This window comes from Verrucomicrobiales bacterium (assembly GCA_016793885.1).
Lineage (GTDB): Bacteria > Verrucomicrobiota > Verrucomicrobiia > Limisphaerales > UBA11320 > UBA11320.
The window spans coordinates 1-26,752 of sequence record JAEUHE010000239.1 but is presented as its reverse complement, the minus strand read 5'-3'; the positions used below and the strand labels follow the sequence as shown (position 1 = coordinate 26,752).

General features: G+C 60.7%; 17 protein-coding genes. 3 read left to right on the top strand and 14 right to left on the bottom strand.

Annotated features, from left to right (window positions below; all coding sequences use genetic code 11):
* Window positions 1-300 precede the first annotated feature (300 nt).
* The 11 genes from JNN07_26750 to JNN07_26700 form a co-directional block, all read right to left on the bottom strand.
* Window positions 301-645, bottom strand: coding sequence for a hypothetical protein (locus tag JNN07_26750; GenBank protein ID MBL9171361.1), 345 nt, complete (start codon window positions 643-645; stop codon window positions 301-303).
* A 24-nt stretch (window positions 646-669) separates the two neighbouring features.
* Entirely contained in the window at window positions 670-2,382 is a 1,713-nt protein-coding gene (locus JNN07_26745) for a mechanosensitive ion channel (GenBank protein ID MBL9171360.1), read from the bottom strand.
* A gap of 239 nt (window positions 2,383-2,621) precedes the next feature.
* Complete coding sequence (locus JNN07_26740) at window positions 2,622-3,023, bottom strand: response regulator (protein MBL9171359.1); 402 nt, start codon at window positions 3,021-3,023, stop codon at window positions 2,622-2,624.
* Window positions 3,020-4,372, bottom strand: a complete 1,353-nt coding sequence (locus tag JNN07_26735; GenBank protein ID MBL9171358.1) for a GAF domain-containing protein — start codon at window positions 4,370-4,372, stop codon at window positions 3,020-3,022. The genes JNN07_26740 and JNN07_26735 overlap by 4 nt, the downstream gene beginning before the upstream one ends.
* Before the next feature lie 77 nt (window positions 4,373-4,449).
* Window positions 4,450-5,100, bottom strand: coding sequence for a response regulator transcription factor (locus JNN07_26730; protein ID MBL9171357.1), 651 nt, complete (start codon window positions 5,098-5,100; stop codon window positions 4,450-4,452).
* On the bottom strand, window positions 5,097-6,779 hold the full coding sequence (locus tag JNN07_26725; GenBank protein ID MBL9171356.1) for a transporter substrate-binding domain-containing protein: 1,683 nt from the start codon (window positions 6,777-6,779) through the stop codon (window positions 5,097-5,099). Before JNN07_26725 ends, JNN07_26730 begins: the two co-directional genes overlap by 4 nt.
* Window positions 6,780-6,789: 10 nt before the next feature.
* On the bottom strand, window positions 6,790-8,418 hold the full coding sequence (locus JNN07_26720) for a hypothetical protein (GenBank protein MBL9171355.1): 1,629 nt from the start codon (window positions 8,416-8,418) through the stop codon (window positions 6,790-6,792).
* Window positions 8,419-8,725: 307 nt separating this feature from the next.
* Complete coding sequence (locus JNN07_26715; GenBank protein MBL9171354.1) at window positions 8,726-10,066, bottom strand: PD40 domain-containing protein; 1,341 nt, start codon at window positions 10,064-10,066, stop codon at window positions 8,726-8,728.
* The gene (locus tag JNN07_26710; protein ID MBL9171353.1) at window positions 10,063-10,872 is read right to left on the bottom strand and encodes a PPC domain-containing protein; all 810 of its coding nucleotides are present in this window, start codon (window positions 10,870-10,872) and stop codon (window positions 10,063-10,065) included. The genes JNN07_26715 and JNN07_26710 overlap by 4 nt, the downstream gene beginning before the upstream one ends.
* 11 nt (window positions 10,873-10,883) lie before the next feature.
* Window positions 10,884-12,227 carry a DUF1501 domain-containing protein gene (locus tag JNN07_26705; GenBank protein ID MBL9171352.1) on the bottom strand — a complete coding sequence of 448 codons (1,344 nt, stop codon included), beginning with the start codon at window positions 12,225-12,227 and terminating at the stop codon, window positions 10,884-10,886.
* 17 nt (window positions 12,228-12,244) lie between these two features.
* The gene (locus tag JNN07_26700; protein MBL9171351.1) at window positions 12,245-14,959 is read right to left on the bottom strand and encodes a DUF1553 domain-containing protein; all 2,715 of its coding nucleotides are present in this window, start codon (window positions 14,957-14,959) and stop codon (window positions 12,245-12,247) included.
* A 573-nt stretch (window positions 14,960-15,532) separates the two neighbouring features.
* Here JNN07_26700 and JNN07_26695 point away from each other — a divergent pair.
* Window positions 15,533-17,797 carry a serine/threonine protein kinase gene (locus JNN07_26695; GenBank protein ID MBL9171350.1) on the top strand — a complete coding sequence of 755 codons (2,265 nt, stop codon included), beginning with the start codon at window positions 15,533-15,535 and terminating at the stop codon, window positions 17,795-17,797.
* Between the two features lie 25 nt (window positions 17,798-17,822).
* On the opposite strand, the gene JNN07_26690 is transcribed toward JNN07_26695, so the two are convergent.
* Together JNN07_26690 and JNN07_26685 are read right to left on the bottom strand one after the other, a co-directional pair.
* The gene (locus JNN07_26690; GenBank protein ID MBL9171349.1) at window positions 17,823-18,731 is read right to left on the bottom strand and encodes a class I SAM-dependent methyltransferase; all 909 of its coding nucleotides are present in this window, start codon (window positions 18,729-18,731) and stop codon (window positions 17,823-17,825) included.
* Entirely contained in the window at window positions 18,728-19,699 is a 972-nt protein-coding gene (locus JNN07_26685) for a glycosyltransferase (GenBank protein ID MBL9171348.1), read from the bottom strand. Before JNN07_26685 ends, JNN07_26690 begins: the two co-directional genes overlap by 4 nt.
* Window positions 19,700-19,820: 121 nt before the next feature.
* Here JNN07_26685 and JNN07_26680 point away from each other — a divergent pair, with 121 nt between their 5' ends.
* Complete coding sequence (locus JNN07_26680; protein MBL9171347.1) at window positions 19,821-21,125, top strand: hypothetical protein; 1,305 nt, start codon at window positions 19,821-19,823, stop codon at window positions 21,123-21,125.
* Here the strand turns inward: JNN07_26680 and JNN07_26675 are convergent.
* Window positions 21,117-22,019 carry a TIGR01777 family oxidoreductase gene (locus tag JNN07_26675; protein MBL9171346.1) on the bottom strand — a complete coding sequence of 301 codons (903 nt, stop codon included), beginning with the start codon at window positions 22,017-22,019 and terminating at the stop codon, window positions 21,117-21,119. The genes JNN07_26680 and JNN07_26675 overlap by 9 nt on opposite strands.
* Before the next feature lie 179 nt (window positions 22,020-22,198).
* Here JNN07_26675 and JNN07_26670 point away from each other — a divergent pair.
* Window positions 22,199-26,752, top strand: a 4,554-nt coding sequence (locus JNN07_26670) for a hypothetical protein (GenBank protein MBL9171345.1), incomplete at its 3' end; no start/stop codon positions are given.

The following is a 26,752-nucleotide window of genomic DNA, read 5'->3' as shown; positions in this document are numbered from 1 at the left end:
AAGCGTTCTTCTCGAGGGTCTCCCGTAATGCCGCCAGCTAGTTAGCAAGACCAACTGGCCCTTATGGTGGCCCCGTTTCCGTCCGTTCTGCAATGCTGCCTGAGTCTTTCAGGACCGCTGGACAAAACTCATACCTACGCGAAGGACGTTATGTCTGTAGGGGAAAGAAGAATTCTGAATTTATCGTTCCTCCGGTTCCACGTCGCGTCCTTTGCGTCCATTGCGGTTTAAAACTCGGGCACTTCCCATCACGGCCGGGGAAAACGTTGAATCACCAAGGACGGCCATGCAGGGGAACACCTAGTTCCTCCACAGGCGGAAGAATTGGTTCGGTAGGTTTGCTGGAATTACGACGCTGTGGTTGGTGCCAACGGTGAGCGGGGGGGCGGCCACGTCACCCCAAGCTGAAGGGAGGAGTTGCGGGGTGTATTGGAGCCTGAAGTCGGACGCATTGGTTGTCCAACTGAGGACCACCGCCTCCAGATTTGGTTTGGAGATTAAGAGTTTGGGTCCGGTGGTGTCGAGTTCTGGGGTGATCAAAACCGAGGCTCCGCCGGTGTTATCCGACAGGATATTGTCGGGGATGGCGAAGATCAGGGTGGTCGTAGCCGAGAAGGTGTAGCGGGTCAGGAAAATTCGACTCACTTAGCTTCTCGTGTGACCCCTGTGTTAGGCCGGCGGAGTGGCCGGGGGCAGATGCCATCGGTCCTTGGGCACCACCGCAGGCTGCGGCGGATCGGCCTCGTAGTGCGGAGACATGATCTGCACTCCGTACTCATTGAAGACATCCTGGATGTTGGCGTGGATTTCGGACAGCACACGTGTTCGATGGGATGGAGTCTCCAGAATCACGTTGAGCTGATACTCGACGTAAAAGTCGCCCAAGCCATTCTGGCGGACGCATGGCGCGGGTTGCCAGCGAACCCCTGAGGTCCGGCGGGCGGCCTCCAGGAGCATCGCTTGGACTTGCCGCCACGGCGTGGTGTAGCCGATGGAAATTTTGACGGGGAGTGTCACGCCCTCAGCGGTGTTGAGCCGGGAATAGTTGATGAGAGCGCCCCCGGAGATCTGGTTATTGGGCAGCACCACTTCCTCATTGCGGGGGGTGATGAGCCGCGACGAAAAGAAGCCGATAGTGGTGAGAGTACCTTCGTGCTCCCCGATACGCACATAGTCCCCCGTTCGACATGTCCGATTGTAGACCAGGATTAAACCTCCGACCAATTGCGCCACGACGCTCCCCGATCCCAAAGAGATCATCAGGCCAGCCAGGACGCTGATTCCACGAAAGGCCGGGGTCTGACTTCCCGGAATGTAAGGGAACGCCACGATGATCGCGGTGATCCAGATCATCATGACGCAGAGACGCTGGGTGATCGGGGTGGTGGCGGGATCGAACACATTGGAGTGGATTCTTCCACTGGCGACCGCCGCGAAGAAGCGTCGGACGGCCGAGCTGGCGAACCGCGCCACGAACCACACAAACAGCACGATGCCCAGGTTGGGCAGGGCTCCAATCACGCTCTGGGTGAGCCGGCCCAGGAGATCAAAAAATCGAAGGCCCAACTCCTCACCCAGCGGACGGGTGTTGGGAAACAGCAGGAGCAGGTATTCCAGCCACAGGTAGGTGGCGAGCACGACGACGGTCCAGAAGACGGTGGTCATGAGCCCGCGGAGCACCGGCACCAGATTCTGAAGCCCGAGCACTCGCAAGGTGTGGGACTTGAGTTGATCCGCTCGATCTGCGGTCAGTCGGATCAGACGGGACTCGAGCCAGCGGCGGTTGCGGGCGAGGAGCCAGATCAGGGTGGAGAGCAGAACGGTGCTGATCAGCCCTTTGGCGATGGAAGCGGCGATGACACGGCTGTTGCTGAGCTCCTCCTTTTCAGAGAGCACGGTGTCGAGCTGTTGCAGGGTTCGCTCGACCAGGGAATCGAAGGTTTCCCCCCGAATCTCGAACACATCCCCGGGCGTGACATAGAACACGACTTGGCCGTAAACCCGCATTTCAGTATTGGTGCCCACCCGCTGCGCGATGACCCGCTGGGCGCCGGCTGTCGGTTTGACCGCTTCAATGAGGGCGGCGGCGGCGGCGGCGCGTTGCGAGGGTTGGTAGGGTCCGAAAGCGCTGCGAAAGACAAACACCTCCCGGTTGAGCAGCCGCAACGGGACCCCGGAATCGTCCGGCTCGGCCGGCGCTGTTCCCAAGGCGGGCGTCGTGGCCGCGGCTGCCGCTGGGGCCGCCGTCGTTGTGGGCCGCACCCCAGTGTTTTCAGCCCCCCGTCCGACTCCGGCGGCCAGCAGGCACACCGAGAGCACCCAAAGCAGGCGGGCTGCGGGTTGCATTCCGAGGATCCGACGCGGTTGGAGTTTGTTTGGCATGTCCCGAATCGGGTCGGAGTAATGCACAACAGGCTCAAGTTCGCCAGAAGAATGCGAGCCGTCTGTCGAACTTGGGTGTAAGGCAGACTTCGGGAACTACGCGGAGAGCTGTTGAACCGCAAAGGACGGGCGTAAGTCCGGCAGTGGAGTCCTTCTGTGCTGAGCTATCCCTTAGGAATCGTCGCGACAGCTGCTAGATATCTTTTTAGGGAAGAGGAACCGATCCTCTGAAGGCTTGCTCAGGAGACTACACCTTCTTCGCTCGGGCCCAGTAGTTGTTTGATGGCGCTAACCAGAGCCTCGGGGTGGAATGGCTTGGCGAGAGTGGCGTGTGCCCCGAGGCGGGCGGCCACGCGCAGATAGGTCTCGCCCGAGTCATGCCCACCGCCTGAGATGGCTAGGATACGAGCCTCGGGATAGCGTCTCGATAGCACCATGACCGCTTCGGAACCCTCCATGTGGGGCATGACCATGTCCATGACCACGACGTTGGGTCGGTGCTTCTCGTAGAGGGCGAGCGCTCGGGCCCCATCGCTGGCTTGGTGGACGGTGTAGCCGGCCACCTCCAGGTAAGCCGCCAAGGTTTGACGAAGGGGGGCATCATCTTCGGCGAGAAGAATCTGTTTCTTTGGTCTTTTCATAGACGAGGGTGAGATTCGGATTTCGTGGGTGACTGCGAAGCGGCGGATGGAAACAGAAGCGTGAACGTGGTGCCTTGGCCCAACTGGCTGCGGACGCGAACCTCACCCCCATGCTCCTGGACAATGCTCTGGACGATCGACAGACCCAGTCCGGCTCCTTCGTCTGGACCCTTGGTGGTAAAAAAGGGCTCAAAGATTCGCTGGAGGGTTCCCGCATCCATTCCCTTCCCATTGTCGCTAACACTGATGCAGGCATGCGAAGCGAGGCCTGGCCGATACGGGGCGGCCGGCAGCGACGTTGGGGTGGAGGGCTCCAAAGCAATCTCGACTCGGCCGGACCGGTGGTCGAGCGCGTGCCAGGCATTGGTGACGAGATTCATGACCGCCTGGGTGATCTGGGTCGGGTCGCCCAGTATGGGCGGCGTGTCCGGATTACAGGCCAGAGTGAGTTCGACCCCGCGCGGCAGGGTCGAACGCAGGAGCCCAACGCATTCCGACAGGAGCGGTTCAAGCCGGATGGTTTGGCGCGTGGCGGCCTGATCACGCCCATAGCCCAGCACTTGCCGTACTACCTCCCGGGCCCGTTGACTCGCTTGCAGGACATCGTCGATGGGGTCCATTGAAATCTCGCCATGAAGGGCATGGAACTTGGCCCGAGTGGCATTCCCTATGATGGCTCCGAGCAGGTTGTTGAACTCGTGGGCGACACCGCAAGCCAGGGTTCCTAAGGAAGCCAAGCGTTGGACCCGCGGGAGCCGAGATTCGAAGGTGGCTCTGGCCTGCTCCGCTTCCGCGAGCCTCTGGCAGAGGAGGGTGTGGTGCTCCCTGAGTGCCTCATGCTCCCGGGCGGCGACTTGAGCGGCAATCTCCCCTGCGGCGAGCGCCGAGAGTTCCGAGAGCAATCCGACCTCCCCGGGTTGCCAGGTGCGCGGCTTGAGATCAACGATGCCAAAGGACCCGAAGGCCACCCCGTCGGCTTCCCGGAGCGGGAAGCCTAGAAAAGCGGCCGACTTGCCGCCGCCGATTTCCTCCAACGCCTGGCCGTGCTCGTGGTCATCGGAAGAATGGATGAGCAGTGGTTCCCCGGAGTTCACCAGGATCCCGCTGATGGCCAGTGATCCGGGCAAGCCACCCTTGGCCGGCAGTGGCTGTGACAGCCCGATCTGGGCGCCCAACACCTGTCGATCGCCCTCGACCAGCGTAATGAAGGCGATGGGAGTATGAATCAGTTGCGAGGCTAGGAACACCAGACGGTGCAGACCCTGCCGCTTGCCATCAGCTAAGGATGCGACGTGTCGAAAGGTTTCCCAGTTCTCGGAATTCGGGATATTCAGCGGGCGCTCATTCATGCGCCTTAACATCCTCGCAAGGCGTGATCCCAGCTATCCCTGGAAGTGGGTAGGAGGGGGTAACGGCTAGGGACGAGCTAGGCTTGAATCAGGTGATTGCGGATCGCGTATCGAACCAGGTCGCTGGCGGAACGAAGTCGCAGCTTGCCCATCACATTCTTGCGGTGGGTCTCCACCGTGTTGATCGAGATGCTCAGGGCGTCCGCTGTCTCTTTGTTCGACTTGCCCTCGGCGAGGCATTGGACGATCTCACGTTCGCGGGGAGTGAGCCGGCTCCGCTGCGATGCGGCGCGGTTGGGCCCTCCCTTCGCGAGGTTGTCCATGACCAAATCGGCCACTTTTGGTGTAAAAAACATGCGTCCGGCTGACAAAGCTTCGATCGCGCGGGGAAGGAGTTCAGGCGCGTCATTCTTGAGCACATAGCCCCTAGCTCCGGCGGCCAGGACCTCCTGGGCGAGAGCTTCGGAATCATGCATGGTGAGAATGAGAATCTGCGTGCGTGGGAGATGGGCACGGATCTGGCGAGTGGCTTCCAACCCGTTCAGCTCCGGCATGGTTAGGTCCAGCACAACCACGTCGGGCCGCAATTCGTTGGCAAGCTCGATGGCCTGCCGCCCGTTGCCGGCCTCGCCACAGAGCTCCCATCCTCGGTGGGCTTCGATGACGGCGCGGAGGCCTTGACGAATCAGGCAGTGGTCGTCGGCGATGAGAATGCGGATTGGTTTCATGCGGTATTGCTTTGCTCGGAAGGCTGGGGACTTCGGACCGAGGCGAGAACCGTGGTCCCTTCGGAGTCGGATTCGATGTCGAGGTCGCCGCCGATCTGCCGCAGCCGCTCCTGCATGCCGCGCAACCCCACCCCCTGCGTTGCCCCTGGGGGAATGCCGCAGCCATTGTCCTGGATCTCCAGTCGAACCTGATCGGCGTCGCGTTCCAATCGGACCAAGGCCGTTTGACTGCCAGAATGCCGATGCACATTGGCCAGGCTTTCTTGAACGACGCGGAACAAAACCAGCTCCACTTCGCGGGATAGCCGCCCGGTATAGTGGTCGAGATCTAACCGGACCTGAACACCGCTGCGCTTGGTGAACCCGGTAGTGTAGTCGGCCAGCGCTCCCGCGAGCCCCAGCTCCTCGATCAGGGGCGGATGCAGGAGGTAGCTGAGGGTGCGCACTTCGTTCACCGACTCGCCCACCAAGGCCAGCGAGTCGGTGAGAACCTGCTCGCCCGCTGCGCCGCTCGGCTGGGTGCGCAGGCGAGTGAGGTTCATATGGATGGCGGCCAAGTGTTGGGCGGTCGTGTCATGCAGGTCTCGGGCAATGCGCCGCCGCTCCTCATCCTCGGCCCTCAGCAACTGCAGGAATAGATGCTTGTAGCGCGCCTCGCTTTCGCGAACCGATTGTTCTGCTTGGGCTCGAGCGGTGAGCTCGGACTGGAGCTGAGCGGTTCGAACCCGGACCCGGGAGGACAGGGCACGGTTCCACGACAGACTGCCGAGGAGCAGGACTGCCAGGCTGGTGCCCGTCCACACCAAAATTCGGCGGGCACGCTCACTCAGGAACTTGTCCGGCATGGCGATCTTGACCCACCTTTTGTACAGCATTTCGCGCTCGGCCGGTGTGATGGACGCTAGCGCCTTGCTCAGGATGCCATGCAGTTCCGGCCAGTCGTTCCGAACGGAAATGCCCAGGTGATAGGTGTAGCCCCCTAGTCCGGAGAGCTTCAGATTGGTGATCCCTTCTTTCTCCAGCCACGACGTTGCCACCGGCAGCTCCGACAGGAACGCATCTACCAACCCGAATGACACATGTTTGAGACCGGTGGCCACATCCGGGACGGCGTCCACGGCAAGCTGGGGATGCCGAGTTCTCAAGTAATCCTCAGCGGCCCAGCCCTTGACCACTGCGATGCGGCCTCCCTCGAGCTGCGCGAGGGTGATGTTATCGACCACGCTGCGGCGGGTGATGAGGTAGGTGGGGAGTGTGAGATAGGTTGGGGTGAGTTTCCAATAGACGGCACGCGCGGGCGTCTCCGCGGACGCTGTCACAACATCGGCTCCTCGCGATTCGGGATCGAGGTGCAGCCATTGTTTGGGCGACAGGTGTACAAACTTGAAACGGTAGCTCAAGCGCTGCTCGATGAGGCTGAAGTAGTCCGACGTAATTCCCCAGTGCTTTCCGATCGAGTCGAAATACTCCAGGGGATGGTAGTCGGGCGTGGGGGCCACGCGGATGGTAGGATGAGCCTCGAGCCAACGGCGCTCTTCGGGGGTCAACAGGTCTGGCAGGAGTGAAGGACTTGGCTCGGCAGCTGCGGCGGTTCCCAAGCCGAGGCCGCGCAGCCAGAGCGCGGCCGAAAGGCACAGACAGAACTTGATCGCATGCAGACTCCGGGCCGATTTGTTCATTGCCGCTAGCTCAGCGATTCCAGAAGGTGGTTACGACGCGGAGACTCGCCCGGATGCCGGGAGGCTTGGGTTGTTCGATCGGTATGGTGAAGACGAGCTTCTCCTCATCCTCAGTGATTTCGGCCAGCTGCGGCGCGCTCCCTCGCTGGCTCGCAAACTGGTAATGGATCTTCCAGCTGCCATCGGGATCGAATTCGCCTTCGGGGGTGACTGGGGGAGTCGCTTCGATGGTGATGAGATCACGAAACAAGTATCCGCCTTCAAAGTGGTTCTTGAGAAACAGAAGCCCTTTCACTTCATATTCGGGCACTCGAATACAGATGTCGGCTGCAAAGGCCACGGATTTCCGGCGGGGGTCGACCCTTTGGCTGAGGTCCAAGAATACGTTAAAGAGGAGGGGGCTCTTCGATCGATCGGGTTTGCGGCCTCCGCGCTTGCTGTCGGGGAACAGCTCGTCGTACATCCGGAAGATCGCGCTGTTCTCGTTCGCGGTGCGACGGTGCAGCTGCCACTGCTTGCCGCGGATGCTGACGGTCACTTCAAAGAGGTAGGAAGCGCGGACATCCTTGCCGGCATCCCTCTCCTTTTGCACATCGGGAGGCAGAGTCAGCTCATCTATGTCCAGGTAGCCGTCCGCCCGCACATCGCCGAACAGGAATCGCACCAGGTTTTGAAACCCTTCTTCGCTATTCACAATGCCAAAATGTCCGGAGTGACTCCGGTTGACAAAGGCGTTGGGCGACGATTTCAGAACCCCATCCTCCCATCCGCGGGTCGTTGCATTCGCGATTCGGACCAGTCCGTCGCTGGTTTCGCTGGCCGCGAAGCTGGACAGGCCGCCGGCCACCTTGTAGTCGCCCGGGTTCGTTCCGACCAAGTTGAAGATCCGATCCGGATCGAAACCGGTGACAATGTCCACGGCGTCATCCTCCCGATCCGAGGCCTTGAGGCCGAGGTACTTCGCCATTACGTCGCGGCTGAACGTGTTCATCCCCATGATGGAAAGCCACGACGGAATGTTGCCGAGTCCCCGAACATCGATGCCATTGTGCGGCGTGGCATAGGTGAAAACCTTATCCACTAACCGTCGCGTCGCCGCGTCTCCCAAGCGGGGATTTTGTAGGAAAGCTCGGCAGACCAAGCCACCCATGGAGTGCGCGACCAAGTAAACTCGAAAGTCCTCGTAGGGCGGCTTGCCCGCTTCCTCTTCCTCTTTGGTTAATTTGGTCGCCGGGCCCTCCGGGTACATTCGCTCCCGCAGTCTTTGGATCAGGTCGCCCAGACCTTTGGCGAAATTCTGGATGTCTGGTTTGACATCTTCCCCAATTTCTTCGGAAGAGGGCTCGTAGTAGCGGTAAACCACGAGGCTCCGATACGGCAACCGGCTGGCTGGATCCGCCTCCATGCCCACTTGGTCGATGCCTTCGTCATACACATCACGGTATCCGTATTGTTTCATCAACCGGACGAGAGGTGACTCGAAGAAGAGCTTCTTGATCTTGCGATCCCAGAGTTGTCGAACCTTGGTCGAACCCAAGTTAAAGCCCATGTAGGGATCGGCTACCGTGTCCTCGATCTCGCTTTGAGACATGGCGTAGCCGCGGACATAGATGATGGGGTGTAAGGATTTGGTTTGCATACAATGTGCAGTTGCTTCGACGCCGGTCCAATTGTTCTCACCAGGAGTTCCGGCAGCCCGACTGGATGAAAAGGCTTGGATGCGGCTTCAGACAACTGCTTCTACCCGCCCCTGCGAGCGAAGCCAGGAGAATTTTTCGCAGGAGGGGAGAAAGCTGCCCCAAGACTTGTGATCGTCCCCTACAATCCGCAATTGTAGGAACCGACGTAAGAATGCTTCCGGCGGGCCTGGTTGCGCTCAGGTGACCGACGCGCGTTAAGGTGGCGCGCAGGAAAAGCGGTGGCATGCCACGCGCGGTCCATAGAATCTACCCGGGATTCTTTACGCTGAGAGGAGTGATGGTAACCGGGATCAGGTTCGTGATCATCCGCTCCCGAGCCCAGTCGAAGATCCTAATCCTTCCCTCAAACCCTGCCGTCGCCAGTCGGGAGCCGTCGGGAGTGAAGGCGAGGGCGAAGACGGCACCCTGATGTCCGCGGAGCGTCACCTTTCGCTGGCCATTCTCCACAGCATGAACACGAACTTCTCCCGGAGGGTTGCCGGAGGTTGCGAGGAACTTCCCGTCGGGACTGAATGCGACCGCGGTGACCCCTCGGTCAAAGTGCTCAAACTCTCGGATGGCGTTGGGGTCGCGGTCCGGGTTGATGTTGTCGGGCTTCGCTTCTGCCTTGTAGAGCCGCGGTCGTACCTCTGAGCCGAACACCACCCAGTTTTCCTTGGGATGCTTGGCGAGGCAGACAATGGGTTCGGTGTCCCGGTTGAGCACGTCGATGAGGGCTCCCGTCGCCGCGTCGACCAGCTTCATCGAACGATCGCGGCTTGCGGTGACGATCTGTGTCCCATCCTTGACAAAGACTGCTCCCCACACCCAGTCGCTGTGCTGATCAAAGCGAACCAGTTCTTTCCCGTCCGCCACCCTCAGCACTCGGGCCGTCTTGTCGGCAACGCCGAGCGCCACTCGTGTGCCATCGGGTGACCAATGGATCCCGTAGGCGGAGTCATGGGCCACTTGGTAAACGTGACGGGGCGTGGCGCTTGGGATCTCCCAGATCTGGACTTCGCCAGAACGGCCCGGAGAGCTGGCGGCCACCGCGAGTTGGTGTCCATCGGGCGAGAACTCGAAGGACTCGATGCGTGTGGCCTCGCCGACCAACCTGGGGCCGGCTGCCTGGTTCGTAGAATCCAGCAGGAGCACTTCTCGCTGTCCCCCGACCGCGAGCCACCGTCCGTCGGGGCTGAAGGCGATGGCTCTCAGAACCGGGGGCGCGGAATAGATCGCGGGTTGAGGCGGCAACTGGGAAGGCTTTGGAGTGTCGTCGGGCGCACCAGCCAACAGCCAAGTCTTCACGATATGGATCTCGGCGGGCGTGAGCGGGTCGTCGTCCTTCGGCATCGCCGGTTTGGGGCCCGTGATCTGCTCGAGCAGCACGCTGTGCCTCGGATCCTTGAGGCTCAGCAGATCCCCGTGTTTCCCCCCTTTGACGATGGCCGCGTAGCTGGTGAGGTCCAGCCCGCCCTTCTCCTTGCCTGGACGATGGCAGCTCAGGCAGGATTTTTTGAAGATGGGCAAGACCTCTCGGGTATAGGACACCGCGGAATGGGCCGTGCCAGAACCTAGGAGCAAGAACAGGATCCACCACCGATTCATGGTTCAACCCTCACCTTCAGGACATAACTCGGCGTGCTTTTTGCCGCGATTTCACCGACGGAGGACACGGCGATGAAGTAGTCTGATTCGTCGGTGCACTTCACCGTGAGCGCGGGGTCTCGGCCAGCGGTATCGTCGTTGGAGGCGAGCAGCGCACCTGTGGCATGGTAGACATTCAGGGAGGCGTCGAGGTTGGATCCCAGCTGAGCGGCGAAAAGCTCGGCCCGGAGACTTTGCCCGGCCTTCACGTGGATCTTGAACACGTCGACGTCTGTCGCCTGGCTCAGCGTGCCGGCAATGGACCAGCCCGTTTCGACTGCTTGCGCTTCCTTGAAGCCGCCATTCGGATCTTTCTCGTCGATGAGCATGCCTTTCGCTGCCACATACAGCCGCAGCGAATTGCTCTCTCCTTTGGGACCCGTGGCTACCAACGTGACGTTGGTGCCTAGCGGAGAGTTGTCGGGCACGCGGAACTCGGCTTGTAGCGATTGTTCGATGGCTGGCTTGCCCTTCGCCTTCTCCTTCTCTTTTTCGGTCGGCTTTTCTCCGGGTGGGGGCGGTAGGATGAAACCTTTGATTTCGAGTGGAGTATCGCCCCCGAGCAGGCGAAGCGAAGTGAGATCGTCGAGGTGATGTCCCCGAATCACCAATTTGTGGGTGGCGCCAACTGCGAGAACGAATGGCGTCGCAGAGCTGAGCGACGGGGCCTCGGACTCGGCCGATTTGGCTTTCTCATCTTCGGCCCAGCTTGGAGTGGCCCAGGTCCCGAGTAGAGCGAGGCAGCCGCAGCAGAGCGACAGTTTCATGAAGGGATGGGTTAGGAGTAGAGTTCGTGAACCGGGGTCCCCTCGTCGAGGATTTGCACCGGACGTCCCTCGGGCGTGATGATCTGTTTTCGAGGGTCGATGCCGAGCGCCTCATAGACCGTCGCGCAGACGTCGGCAGGGCGCACGGGCCGCTCGGTCACGAAGGCTCCGTCCTTGTCGGTGGCTCCCAGAATGTGACCGCCTTGAACTCCGGCTCCGGCGAACAGCAGGGATCCCGCGCGGCCCCAATGGTCTCGTCCGGCATCCTTGTTGATCTTGGGGGTTCGCCCGAACTCACCCATAACGAGGATGAGCGTCTCCTTTAAGGATCCGCGTTCATGCATGTCGGTGAGCAGCGCCGCGAGTCCCAGATCTAGCTCCGGTAACTTCTTGTCGAGGTTCTCGAAAATCTTGGCGTGATGGTCCCATCCGCCGTAGTTGACGGTAACGAATCGAACTCCCGACTCCACCAGCCGCCGGCCGAGCAAGCAGCTCTGGCCAAACTCAGTTCTCCCGTAGCTGTCGCGAAGCTTGGCTGATTCTCTCTCGATCGCGAACGCCTCCTGCGCTTGCGGTGACAGAATCATGTCAGCCGCCTTTTGCGAGAACTCGTCATAGGTGGCGATCTGGTCGTTGCCGTGGATGCGCGAGGCGAGGGAGTCCACCGCTTGCAGCAAAGTCCGGCGTCGCTTGAGCACTTCGGGAGTCGAGGCGGTAGGGCAGGTGAGGTCGCGCACCTTCCAGTCCTTTTGGTTGGGGTTTCCCGCCTTGAACGATTCGTAGCGACCTCCCATCCAGGCGCTCTTACCTAGCTCCCAGGTGAAGCTGGGGTTTTTCGGCACTGCCACGTAGGGCAGGACCTTCCCGCTGAAGCCGGTTTCGTGGGCGACGACGGCACCCATCGCGGGATGGTCGCCAAAGGGTGAGCCGAATTTGCCACTCATTACCCAGTTGGTCGCCGTCTCATGATGGTCGTTCTCGTGCGTGCCTGATCGGATGAGGCAAACTTTGTCCATGGCTTTGGCCATCTGGGGCAGGAGCTCGCCGATCTGGAGTCCGGGGATCGTGGTGGGGATCCCTTTGTATTTCCCGCGGATCTCCTCGACCGCGCCAGGCTTGAGATCGAAGGTGTCGTGATGTGAGAGGCCACCGCCCAGATAGATGAGCAGCACGGATTTGGCCCGCGGTGCGCGAGCCTTGGCTTCGGCGGTTGATGCCTTGGCTCCGTTCTCCAAAGAGAGCAAACCACCGAGCGAAAGCCCCAGCGGCGAGAGTGCGCCGATCCTCAGAAAATCCCGACGTGAGTAGCCGTTGCACAGCGACGACCGTCGGGTGGAGAGGGCGATGTCGAGCATAGTCGTGGAGGTTTGAGCTAGTGGTTGAAGGAAAACTCTTTGGAATTGAGCAGCGCCCAGAAGAGGTCGGGCAGCGCGGATGCTTGGCCAGGGGTGTTTACGATGTCGAGGCATCGTCGCAGTTCCCCCGCGCTCGGCGGTCGGCTGAACGTCGCGAGGAAGAGTTGGGTCACGATTTCCTGGGGAGATTTCGCAGCGGATTGGATAGCACGGAGCCGTCCGTCCGGGGAACTCACTTTGCGAGTCACCTCTTCCCCGTTCTGAAGGTGGAGGAGCTGAGGGAGGGTGACTTCTCCGTTGCGTTCGCAGGCGCAGGCGGTTACCCGTTCGCTGCGCCCGAAGAGAGTCAGGAAATAGCTGCCGACCGTCGCTTCGGGAAGCTGGATCGCACGAAGCCCCACCGGGAAGCCTTCGAAGCTATCTGGAACCCCGGTCGCGGCGCTGATAGCGTCGGCGATAACCTCGGAGGGCAACCTTCGGGCGTAGTAATGAGAATAGAACCGGGTGTCCGTCTCGTTACCGGCAACGGTCTCCGAGCTGAGCTGGTAGACGCGGGAGGTGAGTATGAGCCGCATCACATGACGCAGATCGTAGCCGGATTGCTCGAACTCGCGAGAGAGAACGTCCCAGAGCTCGGGGTTCGACGGAGGGTTGCTGGCGCGAAGATCATCGACTGGCTCCACGAGTCCTACGCCCAAGAAGTGTTTCCAGAGTCGGTTGAACATGACGCCGCTAAAGGCGGGATTCTGGGGGGACGTGATCCAATCCGCCAGCTTGACCCGTGGATCCGTCACGCCGCCCCAATCCACAGGAACGCGATCCAACGCCCTCGCTTCCAGCTGCTGGTGCGTTCGGGGCTGGTTGGCATAGGGTGCCCGGGCGCGTGCCCGGACCCACTCGCGCTTGGCCTGTGCTGCCTCCCGCTGACGCTCTGCATATCGTTGGCTTGCTTCTTCCGTACCTTTGCTTTCGACCTTGAGGAGCTGGGCTTCGGCCTCTTGAAGCTTCTTCTGCGCCTCGCTGAATCGCTTCATTTTCTCCTTCTCGTCCCGACTTGCGATCGCGAGTTCGGTCGTTGGCTTCCGGTCCAACAAAACTCGGTTGAAGAAGGCGGCGAAGTGGTAAAAGTCATCCTGGGTGTAGCGCTCCAGCGGGTGGTTATGGCATCGAGCGCAGCCGATTCGCGCTCCCAGAAAGGTTTGCGCTACGGCGTCGGTCACTTCGCTCTCGGTGGGCTGCTTCTCCCCCACCAGGTAGATAAAGTAACCGATCTCCGGGGAGCCAATAGAATCGCCTCGGGCGGTGAGGACCCTACGGACCAACTGATCCCATGGTCGATGGGCGGCGACCTCACCCCGCAGCCAGGTATGGAAGGCTCTGACGTTCTTGTTGCCCCGCACGTCGTGGTCCCGTTCCTTGCGATTCTGGAGCAGGTCGGCCAACTGGAGAGTCCAATAATCGGTGAACTCGGATCGCAGGAACAGAGACTCCACCAGGCGATCTCGTTTGTCGGGTCGTTTGTCGGCGTCGAAACGCTCTACTTCTGCGGTCGTAGGCAGCGTTCCGATGGTGTCCAACATGGCGCGACGGAGGAAGGTGAGATCGTCCGTAGGCCGCGACGGCGGCAGACGAAGCGCCCGTAGTTTATCGAAGACGGGCCGATCCACAGCATTCCGCTCCCCCTTGAAGGCGGAGGAGGCGACCGACTGGCGGAAAGGGGCGGTAAACCGGACCACGCTGACCAGGCCCTGGAAATGGGCGCGGATGCTGGTTTCGCCGCTCCGGCGCATCTCAACCAGTCCTTCGGGAGTAACGCTGGCGATGGGCTCGTTGTTAGAAAAGAACTGCGCCAGCCAGGTCACGTCTTTCACCCGACCATCCGGCCAATGAGCCCGTACCAGAAGCTGCTGTGTTGATCCGGGCGTGAGGAGGCGGTCCCCAGGCAGAATCTCGAGTCGGTCTGCACTGGGTTCATTGGTTGCAGGTCCGGGAGCCCTGGCTCGAATCCAGTCCACCAGCATGCGGTGATAACGTGAGCCTTCCTCGAACTTCACTTTCCCCTCGTGCGGGACTATCCCGAGCGGCTTTTGGACCAGCAGCGAGTCTTCCGGAAACGCTGGATCAATCCGTCGGCCCATGACATCGGTCGTCAGCCAGGCATGATCAAGCTCGGGGGCGTAGCCACGGAGGGAGAGCTTGAAGCCGTTCTGCCCCGCTTGCTTGCCATGGCAGGCGCCCATGTTGCATCCCAGCCGGGTGAGGATCGGTTCGATGTCCTGCTGGAAGCTTGGCACCGGGTAGTTCACGGCTCCCGTCACGCGAATTGGGATACGGCTGGTGGCACCCCGATAGACCGCAATCAAGTCCGCGTAGCCATCGGCCACCGGCCGGCACAGTCCGTTGCTCGCCACGAGGAACACCGAAGGATCCGAAGAGTAGAAGCGGGTCCGAGGTGTCAGATCGTTTGAGTCTGGGCCGCTGACTAAAACCCCATGACGATCCTCGGCGGAACGGAGTTCGATCGAACTGGGATGCAGAGTGAGGCGCGGTTGGGAAACCTCGCGGCCAGCGGCGTTGCCACTGAGGGAAATCCAGAGGGCTGCTGACACCCCAAGCGACGCCCAGATCTGGGAACGAAGCCCAACAAGGCTCCATCGAAAACCAGAGAGTGAGGTCGTCAACACTCGAGTCTGACGGATTCGTGCGTCGATTGTTTCAAACGTGTTTTTCAAGCCGTGCGTCTATGCCTTCGCCATAGAAAGCTCCCAGGGAGCAGCCCATGGACTGGCATCAATAGGGAACATCGAGACACTTTAGGAAATCTGCGGATGATTTGCCAGCCTGGATCTTCGCGAGTGCTGATTCGTTGCGCTATGGAGTCAGGATGAACTCGGCGGCCTTATGCCGGGCTTTCAGCCCTGGAAGGGAGGGGATGTTTACCTGGGGTTGTCACCCCAGGCTGGGATTGGACGCACCGTTGGTGCTCCAGCGCGACGAGCTTCCGAACCAATACCAAATTCATCCCAGAACCCTAATCCCAGATTCCTACGGAATTCATCACTGGGGTTGAAGCCCGCGGGCCACAGGCCCAGCACCATCTCAGCCTGGGGTGACAACCCCAGGTCCCATCACCCCACACACGCTGAGGGCTGAAAGCCCGCACCATCGCAGGGAATCACCCGCTGAATTCAACCTGAATCTCACTCCCTTCGAACCACACTCGAATCCCTCTGCCCCGCAACATACCGCTGGGAAAGACGGGCCGGATCGCTAAACTGCTGCCGCAGCTGAGCGCCTGCCTGTTTATGATATCTGGCAAAAAGACCCCAACTTGGATCGTCCCTCTAGCCATGTCGGTTCTGGTCGGCGTGTTTGGGTGGTGGGGTACCGGTCGATTGCGGCAGACGGTGGAGAACCAGCTCAAGGCGGAATTGGCGGCCACGCTGGAGGCGAACGTCACGGCGCTCGATATCTGGATGAAGAACGAGGGCAAGCTGGTTACCTCGCTCGCCCAGGATCCCCAGGTTCGAGACCTCGCCCTTCGTGCTCTGGCCAAGGCGAAGACGGTCGCGGAAGGGCCGACTGACCAAACCGAGTTCATCGAACTGCTCGCGTTGCTGAAGCCGCGTCTCTCATTGATGGGTTACGACCTGATCCAGTTGGTCAGCACCAATCAACTGAGTTTGAGTCCCTCACCGCGTCGTCGGGGACGGGGATGGACTCCGGTTTACGAGGAGCACGTGGAGAAATTTTCAGAGCTGTTTAGCACCGGACAACCGGTGGTCATCACTCCTTTCAAGCCGAAACGTTCTCGATTCCCAGGCCGCCCGCCCGGTTCGCCTCCAGGCGACGTCTCGGCCCGGCCATTCCCGGGGGGCGGCCCTTCGGACCCTTCCGGACCACCAGGTGCACCTCCGGGGTTCTCGCCCCCACGCGACCGTGCCTTCCCCTCTCCGGGCGGGCGGCCTCGTTTCGGTGACCTGACACTGATGCAGGTTGCGGCGCCGATTCGGGACGAGGATGGGCGCATTCGCGGGGCCCTGGCGTTGATCATCAATCCGGAGGCCGAGTTCACGCATATTCTGTCGGTCGCTCGCTCCGGGGAAAGCGGCGAGACCTATGCGCTCGATGAACACGGAATGCTACTGTCGCGAAGCCGATTCGACGACCAGCTCAAAAAGCTGGGGTTGTTGGACGTGCGGGAAGGAGCCAGCTCGGCGTTGAATTTGCGCCTGAGCGATCCTGGCGTGGATTTTCCTGCCAAGATCGTCCGGGAGGATCCCACCAACTCCACCCGCGCTCTGACCTTCATTGCCGCCAAAGCGGTGAGTAGCACCAATGGATTGAGTGTGGTGCCATCGCGGGATTATCGAGGCGTGCCGGTGGTGGGTGCCTGGCGGTGGCTTCCTCAGCATGGATTCGGCGTCGCCACGCAGGTGGATGCGTCCGAGGCGTTTCGTCCTCTCGGAGTTTTGAAAGTGCTGTTCGTGATGCTGTTCCTGCTCCTTCTCGTCTGCACCTTACTCATGTTTTTGTTCTCGTATCTGCACCTGATGTGGCAGCGACGGCTCAATGAGGCCGAGCTTCGCGTGAAGCAACTTGGCCAATACAAATTGGAGGAGAAGATTGGGGAAGGAGGCATGGGGGTTGTGTACCGCGCGCATCATTCCCTGATGCGGCGGGAGACTGCCGTTAAGCTGCTCTTGCCCAACCGGGCTGACTCGAGTGCGATCGAGCGCTTTGAGCGTGAGGTGTGCCTGACCTGCCAGCTCACCCATCCCAACACCATTCAAGTCTACGATTACGGACATACTCCCGAGGGGATATTTTACTATGCGATGGAGCTGCTGCGGGGCTTGACGCTTTCCGACTTGGTGGCGCGATATGGGCCGCAGCCGGAGAGCCGGGTAATTTATATCTTGGTTCAGATCTGCGGATCCCTCGAGGAAGCGCATGATCGAGGCTTGATCCATCGCGACATCAAACCGGCGAATGTGTTTCTCTGCCGCTTGGGCGGAGTTCCCGATTGCGTCAAGGTGTTGGATTTTGGCCTGGTGTGTTCCTATCGCTCCGCTTCGACGGATGGAGGACAGGGCGGGTTGGAGGCGGCCGCGGTCGGAACCCCGCTCTTCATGCCGCCGGAGGCCTTAACGGATCCATTGCGCAGCGATCCGCGCAGCGACCTCTACTCCTTGGGCGCTCTAGCGTATCATTTGCTGACCGGCTGCTATGTGTTTGAGTCGGATACGGTGGAGGGGCTCTATGAGAAGCACAAGATGGAGCTGCCCTTGCCGCTGAGTGCGCGCACGAGGAATCCGATCAGCCCGGAGCTGGAGCAGATCATCCTGAGTTGCCTGGAGAAGGATCCCACTCTGCGTCCCGGCGGTGCTGCCGCATTGAGGGACCGCCTCCTGGGCACCCCGGCAGCCCGGTCCTGGACGCTGGAGGATCGTAAGTCTTGGTGGGCTGCCTATCAATCGTCCGGGGATTTGCAACAGCGCCTGGTCGGAGCGCCTGTCAGTTCCGTGGAGGCCACGGTTAAGATCGATTTCCAGAACCGCACCCCTTGACCACACCCGGGACAGTGGCCCGGCATCAGGGCTTGCGGAACCACATTCGGGTTCCTATCCCACGCCAATATTTCCAGGCCAGCAGCACGTGTCGATTCCACTGGCGCGGCCGGTTCCATAAGGCCCCTGCACCCAGGGTTAACCACGGAGCCGGATGCCTCAGTTTCAGACCCGCCTGCTCCCCAAGCCAGCGCAGGCTCCGGGTGTTGAAGAGGGTCAGGTGGATCAGCGGGCTGATGGCGTCAAAGTCCTTTCGGTTCAGGGTTGAGGTAGGTTCCGCAGCACTTCCGCTGCGCTTGAGCTTCCCGGCGAGTTTGGCATGCCCGGGGACCCCCCAGAGCATGAGGCCGCCGGGCTTCAAGCATCGAGCCAGACGTCGCGCCATCCCCGCCGGGTCGATCAAATGTTCAAGGACCTGATCGACCATGATGAAGTCGAAGCTGTTGTCGGCCAGAGCCGGCTCATCCACGAGCTTCACGCCGTGTGCGCGGGCATGCTCACGGGTGGTCTCGGAAACCTCGACGCCCCACACCTGGCATCCGAACGCCTGAGCCATGAGCGCAAAGCGGCCCCAACCCATGCCGAAGTCGAGGATTTGCGGGCTGCCTTGCGGCAGAAGCTCGCGCAGCAGGATGACATCCTGGGCCTGGTGAGCCAGGCCGATTAGGGGGCTGTCCTGAGGCCGGTGAGGGGATTCGTTGACGCCGTACATGAGGGACGCTTCGGCGTCGGTCAGCACCCAGCGTTGGTAGAGCGCGGAGCACTTGGGACACTCATGCACTCGAAAAGGTACCCCCTCGAGGGGCCAAGGTGGGGGCGAGCGAAAACCGATCTGCTTCCAGTAGCGGGCGATGCCTGGATCGGAGAACGGAATATCCAGCAGTGGCGGTGATGCCGGGGTCGCGCAGACGGGACAGTGAAGGCGTTCGATCATGGCCCTTGGAGGTGGCTGGCGAAGGTGGCCGCCTGGGTGCGCAGCGCATAACGTGACTCGAAGGTCTGTCGCGCGGTTAACCCCATGCGAGTTCGCAAGATGTGGTCGGAGATGAGGCGATCGAGCGACTGAACCCACTCTTCAGGCCGAGTGACGAACAGGGCGGCCTGATCGTTCACGAAGAGCTCCCGGGTCGCGGTCAGCGGGGTGGCGACCGTTGGCACCCCGCAGGCCATGTATTGAAGGCCTTTGATGGGCGATTTGGCGGCGGCGAAGGGATTATCGGGCAGCGGCAGGAGCCCGATGGAAAATGATGGGACGACTCGTGGTTCGCAGCCGGGTTCCCAGGGAATATGTTTCCAGCGAATGGTCTTCAGAGACGGGGCCTGGCCGCAAAGAACAGTCCATTCCACTTGGGGGTGGCGCTGTTGAATCTGGGCCAGCGCTGGCTCCAGCGCTTCAAGGTAGGGCAGGTTTCCCGGGGCTCCCGACCAGCCGATGCGCAGAGTCCCGTGGGCTTCGGGGGGGGCTGGCTGCCAGAGCACCTCGTCGAGGGACATAGGAAAAATCCGGGCTTTGTCGGTCCATTGACCCAGATAGGAGGCGATGACGCCATTGGCGGTGAGACAAAGATTGGCCGCGCGGGCAACGGCCCGGATTCGGGATCGGGTGCGAAGGCGGGTGATCCAGCCATGGGGCTTTCCATGAGGCTCCCAGATGGCGTCGTCGATATCATAGAGCAGGCGCTTGGCGTGTTTCGCCAAACGACGCAGCTGTCCGGATCGGAAGAGTTTCTTCTGAATGATGACCGCATCGTAAGTCCCGATCTTGTCCCAGTTGGTGAACGAGTTGGCGGGTGTTGCTTCGATTTGAATACCGAGAGAGGCAAGCGAATCGAGGTAGGCATGGATGCGGAACTGTGAGCTGGCACAGTTGGCGTCGCCAAAATTCAGGCTGAGGACCCGCATATCCGAAGGGGATGAAGTACTCGCAACCGCATCGAGGGGTCAAGCGGGGTTTGAGGCGGCCGAACTGCCCCCTCCACGCTCGGGAGTTGAACAAACCGGGCGGAGCTGGTCAGATGGCGCCTTGAACTCACGTGCTCATTGCTGCGGTCGAGCGGCCCTGTCTTACGGGCTCCGCGTTTTGCTGGTATCGCTCCTGGTTCACACTTCTCTGCCTCAGGTGGCCCACGCCGCCGCCGCTCGCTGGTGGAAGGGCAATCTGCATACCCACACCTTGTGGAGCGATGGAGATGATTTTCCTGAGATGGTAGCGGACTGGTACAAGAGTCGAGGCTACCATTTCCTGGCGCTGTCGGATCACAACCAGATGCAGTTGGGGGAGAAGTGGGTGAACAAGGCCCGGCTGGCGGAGAAGGAGGCGACGGTGGAGCGCTACCGCGCCCGGTTCGGGGCCGCCTGGGTGAGCGAGCGAACCGTGGGGGATCAGGAATCGGTCCGGTTGAAGACGCTGTCCGAGTTCTCGCCGCTGTTCGACGAGCCTGGACGGTTCCTGCTGATCCCGGCGACTGAGATTACCGCCCAATACAAGCTCTGGCCGGTTCATGTGAACGCCTCAAACATCAAGGCTCCCTTGGTCGTCCCCACGGGCAACAGCGTTCTAGAGGTCATGCAGGCTTGCGTGGATGCGGTCCTGCGGCAGAGAGCCTCCACCGGTCAGCCGATGGTTCCGCATATTAACCATCCGAACTTCGGCTGGGCGGTGACCGGGGAGGATCTCGCCCAGCTGCGCGGGGAGAAGTTTTTCGAGATCTACAATGGTCATCCAGAGGTTCACAATCTGGGCGATGGGACACGCCTGGGCACCGAGGCGATCTGGGACGTTGTGCTGGCCTTGCGCCTTTCGAAGACCAAGCTGGGACCGATGTATGGCCTGGCGGTAGACGACTCCCATCGTTACCACTCCTTCGCGCCCCAGCAGAGCAATCCGGGCCGCGGGTGGATCATGGTGCGCAGCGCTCAGCTCAAGGCGGGCGACCTCATTCAGGCGATGGAACGGGGTGACTTCTACGCCAGCACGGGGGTGAAACTGCGCGACGTGAAGCGCGAACGGAAGCGGCTGACGGTCACGGTGGACCCTGACCCCGGAGTGACCTACACCATTCAATTCATCGGCACTCCCAAGAGCTTCTTGGCCGAGGGGCAGCCGATCATCGCGAAAGATGGACGGCCGTACCCCACCACTCGGCGCTACGGCTTGGAGGTGGGCATGATTTTGAAACAGGTGCAAGGGATGACCGCATCGTATGAGTTGGACGGATCGGAGCTCTACGTGCGCGCGAAAGTGATTTCGTCCAAGTCGAAGGAGGCTGCCCTGAGTCTGGAGGAAAAAGAGAGCGCCTGGGTTCAGCCTCTCGCCCCGTCACCTTAGACCGGCCAACGCATCGGCGATGCTGGGCGCTGAGAAGTGGAATCCCGTCGCGGAAAGTTTGGTTGGCGCCACGCGCGTGCTCGCCAACAAGGTGGCTTCCGCCATCTCCCCAAAGATCAGTCGGGCCATCAGGCTGGGGAGCGGCAGAAGTGTGGGACGCCCGAGCGAGCGGCCCAAGGCTCGGGTGAATTCGAGATTGGTGACTGCTCCTGGTGACACGGCGTTGACCGGTCCCGAAAGGCGCGTGTCCGCCAAGCAGTGATCGATGGCTGCCAGCAGGTCAGGGAGAGTGATCCAACTCATGTATTGCTGCCCCGAGCCGATTCGCCCCCCGACTCCGAGGCGGAACGGAGGAAGCATTTTGGCCAGCGCTCCTCCGCTGGGTGAGAGCACCACGCCCAGGCGCAGGTGGACGCAGCGAATTCCAGCCTGCCGCGCGGGTTCGGTCTGTGCCTCCCAGGCCTGACACACTTCGGAGAGAAAGCCCGCACCGGCGACCGAATCCTCCGTGAGAACCTCGGAGCCGCGATCTCCGTAGAAGCCCACCGCCGAGGCGGATACCAGCACTTGCGGGGGCGATGATAATCGAGCCAGCGTGGCGCAGAGTAGTTGGGTGCCTTGGATGCGGCTCTGCAGAATGCGATCCTTCTTGGCCCTCGTCCATCGGCCCTCGGAGATATTGTCCCCCGCGAGATGCACGACCTGGCCAACCCCGGCAAAGCAGCCCGGGTCGATTTGCCCAGCTGATGGGTTCCAAAGGGAAAAAGGAATGTTTCCCGCTCCCGGGGAGCGAAGCAGTCGGCTCACCGGTCTTTCCTGGCGTTCCCACTCGTTGACCAAGGCGGACCCGACAAATCCGTTGGCGCCGCTGACCAGTGTCCGGTTTTGAGTCACCTGGGCATTCAGCCTGAAAGTGGGGTCTTCTGTAAAGCGTTGGGGGGGGTGTCAAAAATTTAGAGTTAAGCCTCAACTACTTCTGACGATTGGACCCTTGAAGTTGCTGCGTGTCCCTGTGCGAACCACCCCGTTGGGACCCGGTAATTCATCGGACCACGAGCTAAAACGAGAATCGAATGAAGACACTGTTGCTCCGCCTGCTGGCTGTTTTGACGGCCCTTTGCCCCGGACTTGCCCACTCCGCCGACGTGCAGAATTATTTCCTGGCGAAGGGACAGCGTTATGAGCAGACCAATGCCCTCTCACCCTTGCTGAGCGCCGGGTCGGCGTTCCGGTTTTCTTCAGGCGTGGAGACCGTGCAATCGAATCTTCTAGGCGCCGCCTTCCTGGTTGTACCAGGGGGTGCGACCCTCATTCTGACCAACCACGACCATCACTTCGAGCACGAGCAAGGATTCGTGGATCAGACGGCGCTCGACTCGGCGCTGTCGGCCGGGGACTACACCTTTTTGCTCGTGTCGACCAATGGGATCACGAACTCCGCCACGCTCACTCTCGCGACCGACTCCTATCCGGTGGCTCCATCGGTGGTGAACTGGGAAGCGTTGCAACAGATCGACGCATCGCAGGGAACCTCCATTCAGTGGGATGTCTTTGTCAATGGCACCACGAACGATACCATCGTGGTGGAGTTATGGGATGAGCAGGGAAATCGGGTGCTGGGTACTCCAGGGCCGGTTGAGCCGGGCAATCTCGGCGGAACGAATCTAGCGATGGTCATTGACGGTGGTGTGCTCGTTCCGGGCACGTTGTATAAGGGCCGTTTGGTGTTTATCAAGCTGGTGGCGGTGAACACCAACAGCGTTCCCGGGGCGATCGGAGTGGCGGGGTACTTTCGAGAGACCGTGTTCCCGCTGATGACGGTTGCTCCCCCGCCTGCGCCGCTGGAGTACTTTCTCGCCAAGGGACGCCAGTATGAGCAGACGAACGCCACCGGGCCTCAAGCCATCGCCGGGGTGCCTTTCCGATTCATGTCGGGCGTGGAGCCGGGCGGCAGTAATATCGTCGTGGGAGCCAGCCTGACTCCCCCGGGAGGATCCACGCTCACGTTGAGCAACCGCGACTCGAGCTTCCAATACGAGGCCGAGTTCCCGGATCAGACCACCCTGGATGCCGCGTTCTCCGCGGGTGGATACACGTTTTCGATGGTTGGCACCAACGGGGTCACGAATACGGCATCGCTGACCCTCCCGCCCGACAACGGGTCCTACCCGGGCGCTCCCCGCGTCGCGAACTGGGAGGATCTTCAAGCCATTGATCCGGCGCAGGGCTTTGCCGTCGTCTGGGATGTCTTTGCGAATGGCACCACCAACGATACGATTGTCTTGGAAATCTGGGATGAGCAGGCTGGACAGCTGGTAGGCACTCCGGGTCCGGTGCAGCCAGGCAGCCTCGGTGGGACCAATGTCTCCTTTGGAGTCAGGGGAGGCATCTTGGCGCCGAACAAAACCTATCAAGGCCGTCTGATGTTCGTGAAGCTCGCGACGGTGGATACGAACACGCTTCCCAATGGACTTGGCTTGGTTGGTTACTACGGAGAAACCGCCTTTCCGCTGCAGACGCTTGGATCCGGCGGGTCGGGCGGATCAGGTGGGCCCGATCTGATCCAATTTGGAACAGGAACCCAAAGTGTCGGGGAGAACGTGCCGAGCACCTTTGTGACGGTCGCTCGCACGGGCACCAATGGTCCGGTCAGCGTGAATTTGTTTTCGTCGGACGGGACGGCCACCGGGGGACAGGACTACGGCCCCATTTCGATCCCACTGATTTTCGGTCCCGGTGTTCAGTCGACCAATGTAGAGATTGTCATCTTCGATGACTCCGCGCCCGAGCAAAACGAGACGCTCCTGCTGCAGTTGGCTAATCCGACCGGTGGAGCGGCCCTCGGAAGCGCTACCAATCTGGTTCTGACCATCGTGGACAATGACTCTGGCAATGGTGGAAGCGGCGGCAACGGCGGGAATGGAGGCAACGGCGGGAATGGCGGGAATGGAGGGGACGGTGGCGGCAGCGATTTCGCCATGTTTCATGTCGCCAAGGGACAGCAGTATGAGCAGACCAACTCATCCGGCCCTCTCTTGCTGAGCGCTGGAGCTTATGAATTCTCCGCGAGCGTCGAACCGGGTGCCAGCAATGGGCTTAGCCAGGTGGAGATTGTAATCCCTTCAGGCAGCACGAAAGGCTTAACAAATGAGGGATACAGCTTCGTCCTGGAGGAGCGTTTTGACAACTTGAACGCCCTCGATTTGGCCTACGGACCTGGCGACTACACCTTGAGCTTAGTTGGGACTAATGGCAGCACCAACAGGGTGAGCTTGGTTCTGGCGGTGGACGAGGATCCTTATCCGAGCGCGCCGCGCGTGGCGAATTGGCAGGCGCTTCAGACGGTGAATGCGGCTCAGTCGCTGACGGTGACCTGGGATGCGCTTGAGAATGCTCGCACGAATGACTTCATCATTCTGGAGGTTCGATCGGAGCAGGGGGATGGCTCGCTGTCGACCCCGCCTCCGATGGCGCCAGGATCATTGTCGGGAACGAACCTCCAGGTGGAGTTGCCGCCCGGAGCTCTGGCCAGCGGAAAGGTGTATGAGGCTCGGCTCCTGTTTGTGAGGCTCTTCGCAGTTGACACCAACTCCGTTCCCGGATCTGTCGGATTGGTCGGCTACTATCGGCAAACCCGCTTCACGATTGCCACCAGCCCTGGCGGAGGGGCGGGAGGCAACTCCTCGGGCGGTCCGAGCTTCTTTGTATCGAAGGGCCAGCAATATCAGCAAACCAACGCCGCCCCGCCCTCGTTGCTGAGCGCCTCCCTTCCGTTCCGGTTCTTCTCCGCCGTAGATCCCGGATCGAGCAACATCCTGGGCAACGCCACTTTGAAGCTGCCCAGTGGAGTCTCCAAGACCTTCTCCAACGCCAACTCGCAGCTTGAGGTCGGTCAGGGATTCAGCTCCAAGTCGCTGCTGGACGCCAGTTATGGATCCGGTGCCTACACCTTCACGTTCCTCCTCCTGAACGGCGCGACCAACAAATCGGTTTTGAATCTGGGAGCTGATGCCTACCCTCCGGTCCCGCATCTGATCAATTGGCCTGAACTTCAGGAGATTGAGGTGGAGCAGCCCTTTATCATGGCCTGGCTTCCGTTCACCAATGGCACGCCAGCCGACATGATTGTGGCGGATGTCTTCACTGAACAGGGTGATTACGTTACCAGCACCGACGAGCTGTTCGAGAAGGGCACCCTGACCGGAACCAACTTGTCGATTACCTTCCCTTCAGGAATCCTGACGACGAACACCCGGTATCACGCCCGTCTGATGTTCGTGAAGCGTACCGGCATTGACACCAACGCTCTGCCGGGTGGAGTGGGCATGTCGGGATATTACCGGGAGACGATGTTCCCCTTGGCGACTCTTTCGGCCGCTCCCGAGGCCGGTCGTGTTCAATTCAGCTCCCTTGTCTACTTGGCGCCCGAAAACGACGCCGCTGCCACGGTTACGATTCTGCGCAATGGAACCAATGGAACGATCACCGTCGAGCTTGAAACCCAGGATGTCAACGCCACCGCCGGTCTCGACTTTGAGCCGATCAGCACGACGCTCACGCTTCAATCCGGGATGTCTGAAACCAACATTCTAGTGAGTCTCATCGATGACCAGCTCAAGGAGGGCGACGAAATGCTGGTCCTGCGTTTGTCCAATCCGACCGGAGGTGCGGTGTTGGGCAGTCGCACCAATGCGATGTTGACGCTGCTTGATAACGAACTCGCCAGCGCGGGCACCCTCCAATTCAACCCTTCCACCTATTCGGTTCCGGAGGCCTCGCCCAGCGCACGGTTGACCGTGACTCGATCCGGTGGCTCCTCCGGTACCGTGAGCGTCGGTTATCGTGTTGAAGCGGAATCGGCGTCCGGTGAATCGGACTACGTCTCTACCAATGGAACCTTGGTGTTCGGCCCGGGGCAGCTCACCGGCTCCATCACGGTTCCGCTGATCAACGATTCCTGGGATGAAACCAACAAGACTTTTCGTGTCCTGCTCGATGGGACCTCCGGAGGGGCCTCGTTAGGATCGAACTCGACGTCGGTCGTGACCATCGTTGACGACGATAGCGGCGGAGCACTTGAATTCAGGACCGCGACCTTCACGAACTTTGAAAATGTTGCTGTTGCCTTGATCTCGGTAGTGCGCAAGACGGGATTGGCTGACGGAGTGACCGTGGATTTCACCACCACGAGTGGGACGGCGACCTCGAGAGCAGATTTTGTCTCCACCAACGGAACGTTGGCCTTTGGTTCGAACGAAGTGGTGAAGACTTTTGAAGTGGTGATCGTTGACGACACCTCCGCGGAAGGCAACGAAGAGCTGTCCCTTGCGCTATCGAACCCGGCTGGCGGAGCCAGCCTGGGAACCCTGAGCAACGCGACGTTGCGGATCCTGGATGATGAATCGAGTGTGTCGTTCGCCCGCACGGGATATACGACCAACGAAGCGGGTCCGGCCGTGCTGATCGAGGTGCAACGCTCGGGTGCCTTGATCACAGCGGTGGCCGTGGACTTTGCGACGACCAACGGAACGGCGATCAGCACCAATGACTACCGAGGAACCAACGGCACGTTGGCCTTCGCAGTGGGTGTCGCGTCGCGAACGATCACGATCCCGATCGCCAACGAC